Origin of the sequence: Pseudomonas sp. NPDC087336, from assembly GCF_044744285.1 — a bacterium.
In the GTDB taxonomy this organism is placed as follows: Bacteria; Pseudomonadota; Gammaproteobacteria; order Pseudomonadales; family Pseudomonadaceae; genus Aquipseudomonas.
Map to the genome: position 1 here is coordinate 238,889 of NZ_JBIUYA010000006.1, position 14,871 is coordinate 253,759.

A 14,871-nucleotide genomic window follows, 5' to 3' on the forward strand; every position below is an offset into this window, starting at 1 on the left:
ATTCGTGACCACTCAATACGTTGCTTGTCGAAAATCTTCCTTGCTGCTTGCGATCATGCGCATGACGCAACCGGTGAGTAATTCCGTCAGGCGCTGCTCGGTAATCTCCAGTTCGCTCCAATGCAACTGGCCATAGAGCATACCCATCACTGCATGGGTGATCAGGCAGGTCTCGGCATAGGGTTTGTTCTTCGATTCGTGTTCATCGGCGATGATGTCGCTCAACATCGCGCGGTGCGCACGCATCAACTTGTCGGCGTGGTGTTTGTGGGCCTCGTTGAGGTTCACGAACTCGCGGGTCACCAGTATCAATCGGTGCTTTTCTTTCAAGGTAAAGCTTACGAAGGCCTGGACAAAACGGCGTACCCGTTCGGCAGGGGTCTTGGCACCTTTCATGCGACGCCTGGTGGTGGTCAGCAGGTCGGACAAAGCGGACTCGATGAGCTCGAACAACAGGCACTGTTTATTTTCGATGTGATGGTAAAGCGACCCGGCCTGCAACCCGAGGTGAGCTGCCAGGTCACGCAAGCCAATGGCCTGGAAGCCACGTGTTGCGAATAGCTCGACTGCAGCGTGATCCAGCCGGTCGCGAGCGCTGAGTGGCGAATGGGTGGGAACATCGATTGCAAGCATGGTGGTGTCATCTGGGAAAAGTTGATCGTTCAGGGTTAACAGGCAGGGCGGCCTTGGCGCGCCGCCCTGCAGCCGGATCAGAGCGGATTGGACTCTTGCGGGAGAATCAGCCGCGAAGGCACGCGTTGGTGCGAGCCCCGTGCCACCCAGTAGTAGATGAAGGCGGGCACTATCAGGCCGATCAGCCATGAAATATCGGTGCCGCCGAGGGTTTCGACCAGCGGGCCGGTGTAGAAGCTGGTGGCAATGAATGGCATCTGGATCACCACGCCGAGGGTGTACACCGCGATGCCGGGCCGGTTCCAGCGGCCGTAGCGGCCATCAGGATCCGACAGGGCCGGAATGTCGTAGCGCTCTTTGGTCACCAGGTAGAAATCCACCAGGTTGATCGCGCTCCAGGGGGTGAAAAACGCCAGCAGGAACAGGATAAAGGCAGAGAAGTCATGCAGGAACGAGTGCCGGCCCATCAAGGCCAGTGCTGTCGCCGCGCCGACCATGACCAGGATGTAGAGCAGGCGCGACACCCTGGTAATTTCCTGATTGCCGCGAAAACCGCTGACGATGGTTGCCAATGACATGAAGCTGCCATAAGCATTGAGGGTGGTGATGGTGACCTTGCCGAACACGATGCTGAAAAACAGCAGCGACGCCACAAAGCCGCTCGCACCCAGGCCAACGATGTAGGATACCTCGTGACCGGCGAACTGATCCCCCGCCAGCGCGGCGACGAACACACCGAAGATCATTGAGATCTGGGTGCCGATGACCGATCCCAGCCCGACGGCGAGAAAGGTTTTCAGGGCCGATGTGCTTCTCGGCAGATAGCGCGAATAGTCGGCGACATAGGGGCCGAACGCGATCTGCCAGGAGGCCGACAGCGAGATCGCCAGCAGAAAGCTGCTCAGGGAAAAATGCCGGTTGGCCAGCAGTTCGCCGATGTCGTGGACGGACAGCAAGCGGTAGAACAGGTAGAAAAACGACACCACGCCAATGAGGCTCGACAGCCGTCCGATCCAATGGATGGTGCGATAGCCCAGCACGGTCAGCACGACGATCATGGCCGCGAAAATCAGAATGCCGGTGCCATCACTGACGTTTACCAACTGGCTGATAGCCTGGCCGGCGAGCACCGAGCCGCTGGCCGAGAACCCCACGTACATCAGGCAGGCCAGAACGATGGGGATGACGGCGCCGTAGACACCGAACTGCACACGGCTGGAGATCATTTGCGGCAGGCCCAGCTGCGGGCCCTGGGCCGCGTGCAGGGCCATGATCGCGCCGCCCAGTAGTTGGCCGATCAGCAACCCGATCAGCGACCAGAACACATCGCCGCCCAGCACCACGGCCAGGGCCCCGGTGACGATGGCGGTGACTTGCAGGTTGGCGCCGAACCACAGGGTGAATTGACTGAGCAGCCGTCCATGGCGCTCGGATTCGGGGATGTAATCGATGGATCGCCGTTCTATATACGTCTTGCGCTGCGCACTTTCTTTGGAGGCGGACATGGCGGTTCCTCTCGGGTGTCGTGGGATACGACAGCCTTCTCAGGTGGGGACACTAGGGATGGGGCCTGCAAGTCAGGCCCCGGTTTTTTGCCTGGTTAGCGCTGGGCGTCGAGCACGCTTCGCGAAACGATGATTTTCTGCACTTCCGAAGTGCCCTCGAAAATCCGCAGAATCCGCGCGTCGCGCACATAGCGTTCCAGCGGCAGGTCGCGGATGTAGCCGTAGCCGCCATGCAGTTGCAGTGCGGCATCGGTGATGAAGCCGGCGCATTCGGCGGCGAACAACTTGGCAGTGGCCGATTCCAGGCTGAAGCGTTCACCGCTGTCGCGGCGCGCGGCGGCTTTCCAGGTGAGCATGCGGGCCGCTTCCAGCTGCGCGTACATGTCGGCGATGCGCCATTGGGTGCCTTGATAGGCCGCCAGCGGCTTGGGCCCGATCTGCCGTTCGCGCACCCAGCCAAGGCTTGCCTGCAACGCCGCATTGGCAACACCCAGGGACATGGCGGCGACTTCGACGCGGCCGCGATCGAGTACGGCCATGGCGGTGTTGAAGCCGGCGCCTTCGCTGCCCAGCAGTGCCGATGCCGGCAGCCAGCAGTCCAGGGACAGTTCATAGATGGTGCTGCCGCGCAGGCCCATGGTTTTTTCCGGGCTGGAGAAGCTGATGCCCGCAGTGCCCTGGGGAATCATGAAGGCGCTGATGCCCTTGTGCCCGGCGTCGGCGTCGGTCTTGGCGTAGAGCACGATGAAACCGGCTTCCCGGGCGTTGGTGATGTAGTGCTTGCTGCCGCGGATTCTCCAGCCGCCGTTTTCAGCCTGCGCCCGGCAGCGCATGTCGGCCGGGTTGGAACCCGCGGCCGGTTCGGTCAGGGCGAATGCCCCGAGCAACTCGCCACTGGCAGCACGGGGCAGCCATTCCTGCTTTTGCGCTTGGGTGCCGCCGATCAGGATCGAGTCGGTCGCCAGGAAGTGCGCGGTCAGGGCCGACGCCGTTGAGGCGCAGGCACCGGCGACAGCCTCGACCACGCGGCTCATCGCCAGACTGCCGATGCCCAGGCCACCATATTCTTCGGGCAGGTTGATGCCCATGCCGCCCAGTTCAGCCAGGGCTTGCAGGCTCTCGGCACAGAACGTCTCGGTTTCGTCGTAATGCTGGGCGCGCGGCTGGATCACTTCACGGGCCAGTTTTTCAGCGGATTCGATAACGGCCAGTTCGACCTGGTCCAATTCAAAGTTCATGGGAAAGCTCCTGTTTGTTCAGTCCGAATGCCGCGTTGTCAGCGCCCAGGCGAGGGGCCAGGGTGAGGGCATGGGGTTTATGGCCATTGAAGAAAACCGGTTGCGGCACCAGTGGCTGCTCGCAGCCCTCGGGGCGAACCAGCAATTGACGAACTTGCGCCTGTTCGCTGTCGGCAGCCTGGGCGAGGTTCCACACCGGGGAGGACGGCACGCCGGCATCGAGGAGTGTGTCGCAGGCCTGGTCGACACTCAGTTGGCCGGTCCAGTGTTCGATTTCGGCGCGCAGGGCCGGCTCGTTCTGCGTGCGTTGCGGGTCATCGGCGAAGCGTGGGTCACTGGCCAGTTCTGGTTTGCCCATGGATTCGCACAGGCGCTGGAACAGTTTGTTGCTGGCGACCGCGATGACCACCTGGCCATCCGCCGCGCGATAGGTATCGAAGGGGGTCGACACCGGATGGCGGTTGCCGACCAGGCCCGGCGCGACGCCATTGGCAAAGAGATTGGACAGGCCGGTCATTTGCAGGCTGAACAACACGTCGAACATGGCGACGTCGATGTATTGCGGGCCCGGCGCGTGCCGCTCGCGGGCGAACAACGCCGAGCTGATGGCCCAGGCGGCGTAGACCCCGGCACACAAGTCGCCGATGGCCTCGCCGCTGCGGGTCGGTCCTGTCTCGGCAAAACCGGTGACGCTCATCAGCCCGGACATCGCCTGCGCGACGATGTCATAGGCCGGGTTGGCTGACAGCGGGCCATGCTGACCGAAGCCGGAGATGCTCGCGTAGATCAGCCCGGGGTTGTATTGCTTGAGGGTGTCGAAATCGATGCCCAGGCGCCGGGTGACGCCGGGGCGGAAGTTCTCCACTACGACGTCGGCGTCGCGCACCAGTTCATACAGGCGGGCCAGGTCTTCGCTGGACTTGAAATCCATCTCGACACTGCGCTTGCCGCGATTGATCAGGCCGAAGTAAACGCTCTCCCCGTCCTTGAAGGGCCCCAGGTGACGGCTGTCATCGCCGTGTCCCGGCACTTCGAACTTGATCACGTCGGCGCCAAGGTCCGCCAGCATTGCGGTGCAGTGCGGGCCGGCCAGGACGCGACTCAAGTCCAGCACGCGAACGCCCTGCAGTTGTTGGGTAAACGGGCTGCTGCTCATGATGCAGGCTCCTCGAATAGGGCTATTGATCCCCTGTAGGAGCGAAGCTTGCTCGCTAACCGCGGTGTGTCAGAAAAGACGCCTTCGCGGGCAAGCCTCGCTCCTACAGGTTTTTGCGTTAATCCGAGGGCTCTTTATTGGCCGGTGATCATCGGCAGGTTCAGCCCTTGTTCCTTGGCGCAGTCGATCGCGATCTGATAACCCGCATCGGCGTGGCGCATGACGCCGGTCGCCGGGTCGTTGTGCAGCACGCGCGCGATACGCTCGGCCGCTTCATCGGTACCGTCGCAGACAATCACCATGCCCGAGTGCTGGGAGAAGCCCATGCCGACGCCGCCGCCGTGGTGCAGGGACACCCAGGTCGCGCCGCTTGCGGTGTTGAGCAGGGCGTTGAGCAGTGGCCAGTCGGACACGGCATCGGAACCGTCCTGCATCGACTCGGTCTCGCGGTTCGGGCTGGAAACAGAACCGGAGTCCAGGTGGTCGCGACCGATCACGATTGGCGCGGACAGCTCACCGCTGCGCACCATTTCGTTGAACGCCAGGCCCAGCTTGGCGCGCAGGCCCAGACCGACCCAGCAGATACGCGCCGGCAGACCCTGGAAGCTGATGCGCTCGCGCGCCATGTCCAGCCAGTTGTGCAGGTGGGCGTCGTCCGGGATCAGCTCTTTTACCTTGGCGTCGGTCTTGTAGATGTCTTCGGCGTTACCCGACAGCGCAGCCCAACGGAACGGGCCGATGCCACGGCAGAACAGTGGACGGATGTAGGCCGGTACAAAGCCTGGGAAGTCGAATGCGTTTTCCACACCTTCTTCCTGGGCCATCTGACGGATGTTGTTGCCGTAGTCGAAAGTCGGCACGCCCATTTTCTGGAAGTCCAGCATCGCTTTGACGTGCACGGCCATCGATTGCTTGGCGGCCTTGATCACAGCGGCAGGTTCAGTCTTGGCGCGAGCGCGGTACTGGTCCCAGGTCCAGCCGGCCGGCAGGTAACCGTTGAGTGGATCGTGGGCGCTGGTCTGGTCGGTGACCATGTCCGGACGCACACCGCGCTTGACCAGTTCCGGCAGGATTTCAGCGGCGTTACCGAGCAGCGCGATGGAGATCGCTTTGCCTTCCTTGGTGTACTTGTCGATACGCGCCAGCGCGTCGTCGAGGTCTTTGGCTTGCTCATCGACGTAACGGCTTTTCAGGCGAAAATCGATGCTGACCTGCTGGCATTCGATGTTCAGCGAGCACGCGCCGGCCAGGGTTGCAGCCAGAGGTTGAGCACCACCCATGCCACCGAGGCCTGCGGTCAGGACCCAACGACCTTTCAGGTCATCGTTGTAGTGCTGGCGGCCGGCTTCGACGAAAGTTTCGTAAGTGCCTTGGACGATGCCCTGGCTGCCGATGTAGATCCAGCTGCCGGCGGTCATCTGGCCGTACATGGCCAGGCCTTTGGCGTCCAGTTCGTTGAAGTGTTCCCAGCTGGCCCACTTTGGCACCAGGTTGGAGTTGGCGATCAGCACCCGCGGGGCATTGGCGTAGGTCTTGAACACGCCGACCGGCTTGCCGGATTGCACCAGCAGGGTCTCGTCGTCGTTCAGATTGGTCAGGCTCTCGACGATCTTGTCGTAGCACTCCCAGTTACGTGCCGCACGACCGATGCCACCGTAAACCACCAGTTCTTTAGGGTTCTCGGCAACTTCCGGGTCGAGGTTGTTCATCAGCATGCGCAACGGCGCTTCGGTCAGCCAGCTCTTGGCGGTCAGCTTGCTGCCGCGGGCAGCGCGGATTTCGACGTCACGCAGGCGGGTGGTCTTGGCGGTCATGGTCATCTCCTCTCATTCAGCGGTTAGCGGGTTGGCGGCGCGGTCCAGCTTATCTGTATGCGCTTATATCAACCTGTATGTACAAGTGAATGCAAGTGAGAGGCCAAAATCAGACTTGACGACCTCTAGAAAAATGTAAAAGTAAAATAAACTGATTTAATTCAATAGCTTAAGAAAACAAAGAAAAAATGCCCTATGCACAGCAGAGACAAAATTCTGTTGCAACTTTTCGATAAGCTGATGCGAAGCCGAGCATTACGTAACACTTTTTGGCGGATGGGAACGACGGAATGTCACCTTTTTGCCACTTCGGGTGGTGGCAGTAACAATGTCGGCAGGATGTCTGCAACAACAGGCAGGTCGAGCGGCAAGCGGGGGCCGCTCGACCCGTGGGATCAGCTACCGAACTTGCCTTCCAGTCGATAACGCGACCCCGGATAAACCAGCCGCGCACAGCCGACCTGGCCTTTGGCTGCCCAGGTACGGCGGCGAATCAACAGGCACGGCTCATAGCGTTTGATTTGCAACAGCTTGCACTCGGCGGACTTGGCGTGGATCGACTCGACCACATGTTCGCCCTCGGTCAACGGGGCCAACTGGATCAGGTAGGCATAGGGCGTGACCTTGGTGAAGTCCTGCTGCAGATAAGCGGGTGCGACCTCGGCGTTGACGAAGCGTTCTTCGATCTGCACCGGCACGCCATTCTCGTGATGCACCACCACCGAATGGAACAGGCGCTTGACCCCTTCGAGGGGGAAGGGCATCGAAGCACGGGCCCGTTCAGGCATCTCTTCGAGCACGATCACTTCGCAGCGATGTTCGTGACCCCGGGCCTCGATTTCTTCGGCGATGTTGTGGATCTCGAACAATGCGGCATGCCCCTTGGGCTCGGCAACGAAGGTGCCAACCCCTTGCATCCGCACCAGCGAGCCTTCAATAGTCAGCTCGCGCAAGGCACGGTTGATGGTCATGCGACTGACCCCCAGCAAATTCAGCAATTCGCTTTCCGACGGAACCTTGGAATTGGGCAACCAGGCACCGGAGCGAATCTTCTGCATGATGATTTGCTTGACCCTCGCATACAGCGGGGAGGGACTCTCGAGCGAAAAAGACTCGAGAGACGCATTGTCCTCAATAGATTTGGCCACGTTGATTCCTGAATTGAAAAATTGCCCCGACTAGCTTGCCGGCTAGTTTACCGAGCTACGGCAGATACGCCTATGCGTAGACGAGGCCCCAGGCAATTGCTGCGACATCACCCAGGCAAGCGTCGAGTCACGTCGAACGCTTTTCAATCCATCGCCGATATTGGCGAGTGCGACATGCATTGGCGAGCTGTTGCAGGATCAGCGCGCGTAACGGTGATACCTTCGGATCGGGCTTTTTATCTTGGCTGAGCTTGCGCAGCTGGAACTTGACGACCGCCATGTTGGCCAACGAGGCAATGGCTTTGTTTTTCCAGGTGATCGGCGGTAATTGCGGCGCGTTGTCGTGACCCAAGCGCCAATCACGAGGCAGGTGGGGATCAATGGCCAGCGCCGTCCCGATGCCCACCATGTCCACGCCACTCTGGACAACCCTGTCGGCCACGGGACGTCGACGCACGCCGCCGGTGACCATCACGGGCATCCTGGCGACGGTCTGGATGTCATGGGCAAACTCAACGAAATAGGCCTCGCGAGCCAGGGTGCGACCATCGCGCGCATCGCCCTGCATGGCGGGTGCCTCGTAGCTGCCACCGGATAACTCCACCAGATCCACACCCCGATCGTTGAGCAGTTCAACCACCTTCCTGGCGTCCTCAGCGGTGAATCCTCCCCGCTGGAAATCGGCGGAATTCAGTTTGACCGCTACCGCAAAATCCGCGGACACCACGGCCCTTACAGCGTCGACGATTGCGAGCAGCAGGCGCGCGCGGTTTTCCAGGGAACCTCCCCATTGATCCGTTCTTTGATTGGTCAGCGGCGACAGGAACTGACTCAACAGATAGCCATGGGCGGCGTGAATTTCCACGCCGGTGAAACCGGCCTGTTCGCCAAGACGTGCGGTGTGCGCAAAGCGCTGGATGACCTCTTCAATCACGCTGGGGGTCATCGCGCGAGGCGTGGCGAAATGCTTGGACATTGTGCCCAGGTTCAGCGGTATGGCCGACGGTGCCCAGGTCTTTTGCCCGAGGTTTGCCTGCATCTGGCGGCCAGGGTGATTGATTTGCAGCCAGAATTGCGCACCACCGGATCGACCGATTCGCGCCCAGCGCTTGAACTTGTCCAGTTGCTGGTCATCCTGCAGCACCACGCCACCGGGGCCGGTCATGGCACGGCCGTCGACCATTACGTTGCCCGTGATAATCAGGCCGGAGCCACCGTCTGCCCACGCCTGGTACAGGCGCAGCAGTTCTTCGGAAGGGGCATGCTCGGCGTCCGCCATGTTCTCTTCCATGGCGGCTTTGGCGATGCGGTTCTTGATGGTCGAACCGTTGGGAAGCATCAGGGTGTCGAATACATTCATGGGGCGGTCCTCAGTTGACATGGGGCCACCTTAAGATTGAAGTGAACTTTAAGGTCAATACCTTTTTCAACGTCGTTAAAAATACCTTCGTTCGATACCCAAGGCGGCGCTTGACCTTAAAGTTCAGTTTAACGTTAGGGTGATTTCAAGCAGGCCCTGCAAGCCTGCCCTGGCCGATGCCATCAAGCTGATGCAATCACCCGGAGAGAGACAGATTGAAACTCGCAAGCGCCGTTTTAACAGGACTGCTGTTCAACCCATTTAACCCTGCGTTGGCGCAGGTGCCTGAAATGCCCGGCCACGACGACACCACCCTGATTGACATAGCCGGTCACCAGGTGCCAGTCGTCAAGGGCGGCTTGTACGATCGTTTTCGCTCCAACCCGCCGTTGTCGGTGATTGCAGCAGAAGTCCCGGGCGTTGATTTGAGCTGGTTCAAAGGCCTGGAGAAGAACAAGGTCGACATAGGCTTTGAGTCGTACTCGCCAAACTTCTACTACGAGAACAGTCGCGTCACGGCGGTGTATACGGCAGACCTGGACAGGCTCCGGGCACTGATGCCGCCTGAGGTATTGGCAACCGTCCAGCCCCTGCAGATCTGGCCAGGCCGAGGCTTGATCGCGTTTACCGCCTACACCTATGAGCACTGCGATAACGACGCCTACAACGAGGTCGCCGTGTCGATCATCACCAACAAGCCCGGCAAATCCAACCTGGGTCCGTTCACACTGATTGGCCAGTCGATGTCGGGTGATTTCTGGGGTTATGTGCTCAAGCTGCCGGTCAATACCGAGCTCGCCAGGGTTCGCGGGGTCGTCGGTTACAACCTGCCGAAATGGTTGACGGGCATCGAGCGAAAAGAGGATGCGCAATCGGTGGTCTATGACATCACCGACAGCCAGACCGGCAAAGTGGACGTGTCTTTCAAGGCGAAGAAACTCGACGACCTGTCCAGTGACGTCGATATCGTCACCAGCAGCTTTACCAATCTCGATCACCAGGGCCAACTGGCCTATGGATACGCTGTGTCCCGCCAGCTCAGCCACGGCTCCAGCCGGAGTGCGGATTCGGCAACCCTCACGCTAGGCGAGGGCAACCTGTCGAATTACATCCGCTCCCTGAAGCTGGGGAAAATGATGAAGTACGAATATGTGCCAGCGTTCCAAAGTGCCCTCTATGCGCCGAAACCACTTGATACCCTGGTGAGTGCGCACTGATTCAACAATCCGGCAAAAGCCTCCCAGGCCTTATAAGCCTGGCAGGTTGCATTTTACTTGGAAGGCGCAACTGAACGGCTGCCTGAAACTGCCGCCACACTCTCTTCGCGCAGACGATTGAGTAACAACTGCGTGTTGTCCGCGCAGCCCATGCCCTCGGGCTTGCTCTCGACGCCCTCGATCACCAGCAGCAGTTGCGCTTTATTCTGCGCCAGGCGTTGCTGCAGGATTTCGATTTCCTCAACCTTGCGCTTGAGCCCGCTGAGCAACTCGTCATGCCGCCAACCGCTTGCATTCATTGGCAGCAATTGGCGGATTTCTTCCAGTGAAAACCCCGCCGCCTGTGCACCCGTGATGATCTCCAGGACCCACTCAGTGTCAGGTGCATAGTCCCGATAGCCGTTGGCTTTGCGCGCGACAGACTTGATCAGGCCGCTCGCTTCGTAGAAGCGGATGCGTGAAGGCGCCAATCCGCTGATTTTCGCCAGTTCGCCTATTCTCATAGTCCACCCAAAAAACCATTGACCTTAAAGTTGACTTTAAACCTAAAGTCATTTGGCAGCCAAGCGGCGCAGGTTTGATGCTTTCGGTCGTGGCTTCCCTACCACACAGGAGATACGAGCATGAGTCATGTCACTACGCAGGACGGTGTCGAGATCTTTTACAAAGACTGGGGCCCACGGGATGCCCAAGTGATCTTCTTTCATCACGGATGGCCACTGAGTGCAGACGACTGGGATGCGCAGATGCTGTTTTTCCTGGCCAACGGCTATCGGGTGATTGCACACGACCGGCGCGGCCACGGGCGATCCAGCCAGGTCTGGGACGGGCACGACATGGATCACTATGCCGATGACGTCGCGGCCGTCGTCAACCACCTTGGCGTGCAGGGCGCAGTCCATGTGGGCCATTCCACCGGCGGCGGTGAAGTCATCCACTACATTGCCCGTCACGGCGAAGACCGCGTGTCGAAGGCCGCCATCATCAGCGCCGTGCCGCCGCTGATGGTCAAGACTGAAAACAATCCGGGCGGGCTGCCGAAATCGGTTTTCGATGACTTGCAGGCACAACTCAAGGCCAACCGCGCCCAGTTCTACCACGACGTCCCGGCCGGGCCTTTCTACGGTTATAACCGCCCGGGCGCGAAACCGTCCGAGGGCATCATCCGCAACTGGTGGCGGCAAGGCATGATGGGCAGTGCAAAGGCACACTATGACGGGATCGTGGCCTTTTCCCAGACTGACTTCACCGAAGACCTGAAGAGCATCACCATTCCCGTACTGGTGATGCACGGTGATGATGACCAGATCGTGCCTTATGAAAACTCCGGGCTCCTGTCAGCCAAGCTGTTGCAAAACAGCACGCTGAAAACCTACTCGGGCTTCCCCCACGGCATGCCCACAACGAACGCCGATACCATCAACGCCGACTTGCTTGCTTTCATTCGAGGTTAGGCAACGGGAGGGGCGGGTAAAAAAGCCTGCCCCTCTGCATTCCAGAGACCACCTGTCAGTCGAACGCAGACGGACGCAGGCAACCGATAGCCATGGCGACCAGGCTGTCGAGCAAGGCCGGATGTTCCAGCTGTGCCGGCATATCCTCCAATACCGAGCGGATGACGCTGCGCAATCCCTGCCCGAGCAAATAAGCCGACAAGGCGGGGTGCTGCGTGGTGATCTCATGCTCGTACAGATGCAGGAGCGGCAGCCAGGTCGCTTCGATGAACTCACCTGTCGTGCGGTAAGGACCGCGCCACATTCCCAGGTGAAGGGCGCAGTGGTAAGGCAAGTGAAAGGCCTTGTTCAATTTGAACAGGCGTGTTTCGACACGAATGATGTTGGCCAGGATCTCGCGCAGTGCCGATTTCAAGGGCACGCCCACCAGTCTTTCGCGCACCCTCAGTAGCTCCTCCGATTCCTCGTCGAGAACGCGGTTCAGGGAACTGGCTCCCACTGTGCGAGGCATTGTTGCAACGGCCGAATCCAGCGTGCCCCGTGTATTGATCGTTCGACTGCCAGTGCTCGAAATCATCTCGGTGCTGGGTGTCGGTTACGACGGAATCGATCTTGAAGCCGCGCGCGAACACAACGTCTGTGTCACCCATACCCCTGGACTGTCCACCGACGACATTGCAGATTTCGCCATCGCGCTGTTGCTGTGTGCCGCACGCCAGGTACTGAGCGCCGACCGGTTTGTGCGACGAGGTGAATGGCCGTCCGGGCGCCATCCGATGACCGCGCGGGTGTTCGGCGGGCGAATCGGCATCGTTGGTTTGGGCCGTATTGGCAGGGCAGTGGCGTTACGAGCCCAGGCGTTCGGTATGAGCATTGCGTACACGGGGCGCACGCCAAAGGCTGATGTGCCCTATCGCTGGTGCAGCGATGTGCAGGCACTGGCAGCGAGTGTCGACTATCTGGTGGTGTGCGCGAGCGGTGGCGCCGAGACTCACGGCATGATCAACGCGGCCGTGCTGGCAGCGCTTGGCCCCAGCGTTGTATTGATCAATATCGCGCTCGGCTCCATCGTCGACGAACAGGCCCTTGTCGAGGCCTTGCGCGAGCGCAGGATTCTTGCGGCGGGGCTCGATGTGTTTTGCGATGAACCGCACGTTTCCCAGGCATTGCTGGAGTTGCCCAACGTGGTCCTGACACCGCATATGGCCAGTACTACTCATGCGACAGTTCAGGCAATGCTGGATCTGACGTTCGATAATCTGGCGACGCATTTCGCGGGGGAGGCTGTTCTGACTCAAGTGAACCAGCAGTGCGACCTGCAGGCCTTGCAGTGAAGGAGACGCCAGCGGTCGCTCTGGCTGGCTGCCTTTGGCCCCATAGCTGCCGATGAGCAACGGCACGGTTCTGCCAAATGTAGCCTCTCAAAATCCTAGGCGAATCGCTGCAGCGCAGGCATCGTCTATTCTCAACTGGTAGACAGTATTTCCTGTATATCCCTGTGGAGCATTGCGTGTTCAAAAACTGGAGTGGGCAGGTCGCATTGGTCAGTGGAGCTGGCAGCGAACATGGGATTGGTCTCGCCATCGCGAAGCGTCTTGGAGACTTGGGCGCAAGGCTGATCATCACCGGTAGCAGTGCCCGTATCCATGATCGTGTCGCGCAACTGAGCGCGGAAGGTTATGAGGTGGAAGGGCGCGCTGCAGATCTCACTCAGCCTGCTCAGGTCGTCGAACTGGTGACCTGGGCTGAATCACTATGGGGCCGAATCGATGTGCTTGTGAACAACGCCGGTATGGCGGTTCAGGGCGAAGCCGAAGTGTTCTCCGACTTGGCCCATATGAGCGTCGATGTCTGGAACACCTCGATTGCCCGTAATCTGACGACTGCATTTTTGCTGACCCGAGCAGTGTTGCCGGGAATGCAGCATCGTCGATACGGGCGCATCGTCCATATCAGTTCTACGACTGGCACCCGCGTCAGCAACCCTGGCGAGGCAGCCTATGCGGCGGCAAAAGCCGGAATAGTAGGGATGAACATGAGCTTGGCGCTGGAAGTCGCGCCATACGGCATTACTGTGAACTCTGTTGCCCCTGGGTGGATCGCGACGCAGTCCAGCACTGCTGAGGAATTGACTGCAGCGCGATATGTTCCAGTTGGGCGCGCCGGTAGACCGGAGGAGGTTGCTGCCGCGGTAGCTTTTCTTGCTTCTCCAGAGTCCAGCTACATTACGGGCGAGCTTCTTGTGGTCGACGGCGGTAACTGCCTCTCTGAGAATAAAAGTCCCCGTTGAGGTGGGGAGGCCGGCCAGATGATTCTCAGATTTATTTTTCATTTCTGTCCAAAAAGGGAAGGAATAATAAATCTGGCCCCTTTTCAATAGGGTGCAACCTAGATCATTTTTTTGCAGGGGTAGGCAGTATGGAAGGCGAGCATCGTTATAAAGCTACTGTCGATGATGCGTGTGCCCGGATACGACTTCAGTAAGTCAACCACATTTCGTACTAGTTGGCCTATCTTGATATCCCAACTGGGAAACAAAGTCACATGTGATCCTGACGAGATACGCTTAAGCTTTTCATCTGCATGATGGCGGGTCCTTAAGTGACAAGCCGCGTGACTAAGCAACCAGCCGTTCTTCTGTCATCGAGATAATCGTGTCCAGCCCACGTCAAACGATAAAAAATATTGTCCGGAGTATCGTAGTGTTCTGAGTATTTCTTCACGAATCCAGCATCTTCGAGGATCTCCATCTGATACTCCAAGCTTCTTAGGAAATCTCCAAGATGCTCACTATCATCAGAGACGCCATAGTCGTGTTCTAGCTGATGCGTAATTTCCGAATATGACGACCCAACGGATATCAGGCTGGATTCAATGCACGACAAAACTCCAAAAATCAGCGTGTTGTCTCGTTTCACATTGCACCCCACAGAAATTGACTGCTTTGGTTCGATTCTATTCTTATCGAATTGCTATAGATACAAAAAGCCGGCTTGGCTCCTGAGTCTTAAGACCTGCGACAAACCCACTGTATTTGATTTCATGAGGTTCCCACAATCCAGCCAAGCGGATAGCCGTCAACACGTCTTCAAGCTCGCTCCATGAGTCCTGCCCCTGCTCGGCAAAGCGTCGTGATTTTTAGATGAGTCAAATGGCTCTATCACAAGGTGGGATGCCCGGACGGTTAGCCGATTACAGCCAGTTGGCACTGGCCGCTTTTGGCCGTTTTCCGACTGTCGTGACGGGCCGAAATCGACCCATTGCGGTCATTCCATCTGAGGCGATGAGCTGGATGGCGTATACCAGTAAACTCTGGAGTCGACATGAACGTGTTTTTGCTTCTGAG

14 protein-coding genes and 1 pseudogene are annotated in these 14,871 nt (G+C 59.0%); 5 read left to right on the forward strand and 10 right to left on the reverse strand.

Annotated elements, in window-relative coordinates:
• Positions 1-12: 12 nt before the first annotated feature.
• The 7 genes from ACIO0C_RS08560 to ACIO0C_RS08590 form a co-directional block, all read right to left on the reverse strand.
• Positions 13-633, reverse strand: coding sequence for a TetR/AcrR family transcriptional regulator (locus ACIO0C_RS08560; protein ID WP_401310277.1), 621 nt, complete (start codon positions 631-633; stop codon positions 13-15).
• A gap of 77 nt (positions 634-710) precedes the next feature.
• Entirely contained in the window at positions 711-2,138 is a 1,428-nt protein-coding gene (locus ACIO0C_RS08565; protein ID WP_401310280.1) for a purine-cytosine permease family protein, read from the reverse strand.
• Positions 2,139-2,233: 95 nt separating this feature from the next.
• The gene (locus ACIO0C_RS08570) at positions 2,234-3,376 is read right to left on the reverse strand and encodes an acyl-CoA dehydrogenase family protein (RefSeq protein ID WP_401310283.1); all 1,143 of its coding nucleotides are present in this window, start codon (positions 3,374-3,376) and stop codon (positions 2,234-2,236) included.
• On the reverse strand, positions 3,366-4,532 hold the full coding sequence (locus tag ACIO0C_RS08575) for a CaiB/BaiF CoA transferase family protein (RefSeq protein ID WP_401310286.1): 1,167 nt from the start codon (positions 4,530-4,532) through the stop codon (positions 3,366-3,368). Before ACIO0C_RS08575 ends, ACIO0C_RS08570 begins: the two co-directional genes overlap by 11 nt.
• Before the next feature lie 134 nt (positions 4,533-4,666).
• A complete protein-coding gene (hutU, locus tag ACIO0C_RS08580) occupies positions 4,667-6,346 on the reverse strand; it encodes a urocanate hydratase (protein WP_401310289.1) in 1,680 nt (559 codons plus the stop codon).
• A gap of 395 nt (positions 6,347-6,741) precedes the next feature.
• Positions 6,742-7,494: a histidine utilization repressor gene (hutC, locus tag ACIO0C_RS08585; protein WP_180204918.1), complete on the reverse strand. Its 753-nt coding sequence runs from the start codon at positions 7,492-7,494 to the stop codon at positions 6,742-6,744.
• Positions 7,495-7,621: 127 nt separating this feature from the next.
• The gene (locus tag ACIO0C_RS08590) at positions 7,622-8,854 is read right to left on the reverse strand and encodes an NADH:flavin oxidoreductase/NADH oxidase family protein (protein WP_401310293.1); all 1,233 of its coding nucleotides are present in this window, start codon (positions 8,852-8,854) and stop codon (positions 7,622-7,624) included.
• A 215-nt stretch (positions 8,855-9,069) separates the two neighbouring features.
• Between ACIO0C_RS08590 and ACIO0C_RS08595 the strand changes: the two genes are divergently transcribed.
• The gene (locus tag ACIO0C_RS08595; protein WP_401310296.1) at positions 9,070-10,071 is read left to right on the forward strand and encodes an acetoacetate decarboxylase (ADC); all 1,002 of its coding nucleotides are present in this window, start codon (positions 9,070-9,072) and stop codon (positions 10,069-10,071) included.
• A 53-nt stretch (positions 10,072-10,124) separates the two neighbouring features.
• Here the strand turns inward: ACIO0C_RS08595 and ACIO0C_RS08600 are convergent, their stop codons facing one another.
• Positions 10,125-10,574, reverse strand: coding sequence for a MerR family transcriptional regulator (locus ACIO0C_RS08600; RefSeq protein ID WP_401310298.1), 450 nt, complete (start codon positions 10,572-10,574; stop codon positions 10,125-10,127).
• Between the two features lie 108 nt (positions 10,575-10,682).
• On the opposite strand from ACIO0C_RS08600, the pseudogene ACIO0C_RS08605 reads away from it, so the two are divergent.
• Positions 10,683-11,525 (forward strand): annotated as a pseudogene (locus ACIO0C_RS08605) (alpha/beta fold hydrolase); the annotation flags it as partial.
• A gap of 55 nt (positions 11,526-11,580) precedes the next feature.
• On the opposite strand, the gene ACIO0C_RS08610 reads toward ACIO0C_RS08605, so the two are convergent.
• The gene (locus tag ACIO0C_RS08610; RefSeq protein ID WP_401310330.1) at positions 11,581-11,967 is read right to left on the reverse strand and encodes a hypothetical protein; all 387 of its coding nucleotides are present in this window, start codon (positions 11,965-11,967) and stop codon (positions 11,581-11,583) included.
• Here ACIO0C_RS08610 and ACIO0C_RS08615 point away from each other — a divergent pair.
• Together ACIO0C_RS08615 and ACIO0C_RS08620 are read left to right on the forward strand one after the other, a co-directional pair.
• Positions 11,906-12,859: a 2-hydroxyacid dehydrogenase gene (locus ACIO0C_RS08615; protein ID WP_401310301.1), complete on the forward strand. Its 954-nt coding sequence runs from the start codon at positions 11,906-11,908 to the stop codon at positions 12,857-12,859. The genes ACIO0C_RS08610 and ACIO0C_RS08615 overlap by 62 nt on opposite strands.
• Before the next feature lie 176 nt (positions 12,860-13,035).
• The gene (locus tag ACIO0C_RS08620) at positions 13,036-13,815 is read left to right on the forward strand and encodes an SDR family NAD(P)-dependent oxidoreductase (protein WP_401310304.1); all 780 of its coding nucleotides are present in this window, start codon (positions 13,036-13,038) and stop codon (positions 13,813-13,815) included.
• A 307-nt stretch (positions 13,816-14,122) separates the two neighbouring features.
• Here ACIO0C_RS08620 and ACIO0C_RS08625 read toward each other — a convergent pair whose 3' ends face one another.
• The gene (locus ACIO0C_RS08625) at positions 14,123-14,455 is read right to left on the reverse strand and encodes a DUF2513 domain-containing protein (protein WP_401310307.1); all 333 of its coding nucleotides are present in this window, start codon (positions 14,453-14,455) and stop codon (positions 14,123-14,125) included.
• Positions 14,456-14,667: 212 nt separating this feature from the next.
• Between ACIO0C_RS08625 and ACIO0C_RS08630 the strand changes: the two genes are divergently transcribed.
• The coding region (locus ACIO0C_RS08630) for a hypothetical protein (RefSeq protein ID WP_401310309.1) at positions 14,668-14,871 on the forward strand (204 nt) is incomplete at its 3' end.

Coding starts and splice junctions, on each gene's coding strand:
- ACIO0C_RS08560 (WP_401310277.1), bottom strand. CDS start 633: ATGCTTGCAATCGATGTTCCCACCCATTCGCCACTCAGCGCTCGCGAC.
- ACIO0C_RS08565 (WP_401310280.1), bottom strand. CDS start 2,138: ATGTCCGCCTCCAAAGAAAGTGCGCAGCGCAAGACGTATATAGAACGG.
- ACIO0C_RS08570 (WP_401310283.1), bottom strand. CDS start 3,376: ATGAACTTTGAATTGGACCAGGTCGAACTGGCCGTTATCGAATCCGCT.
- ACIO0C_RS08575 (WP_401310286.1), bottom strand. CDS start 4,532: ATGAGCAGCAGCCCGTTTACCCAACAACTGCAGGGCGTTCGCGTGCTG.
- hutU (WP_401310289.1), bottom strand. CDS start 6,346: ATGACCGCCAAGACCACCCGCCTGCGTGACGTCGAAATCCGCGCTGCC.
- ACIO0C_RS08590 (WP_401310293.1), bottom strand. CDS start 8,854: ATGAATGTATTCGACACCCTGATGCTTCCCAACGGTTCGACCATCAAG.
- ACIO0C_RS08600 (WP_401310298.1), bottom strand. CDS start 10,574: ATGAGAATAGGCGAACTGGCGAAAATCAGCGGATTGGCGCCTTCACGC.
- ACIO0C_RS08615 (WP_401310301.1), top strand. CDS start 11,906: ATGTTGGCCAGGATCTCGCGCAGTGCCGATTTCAAGGGCACGCCCACC.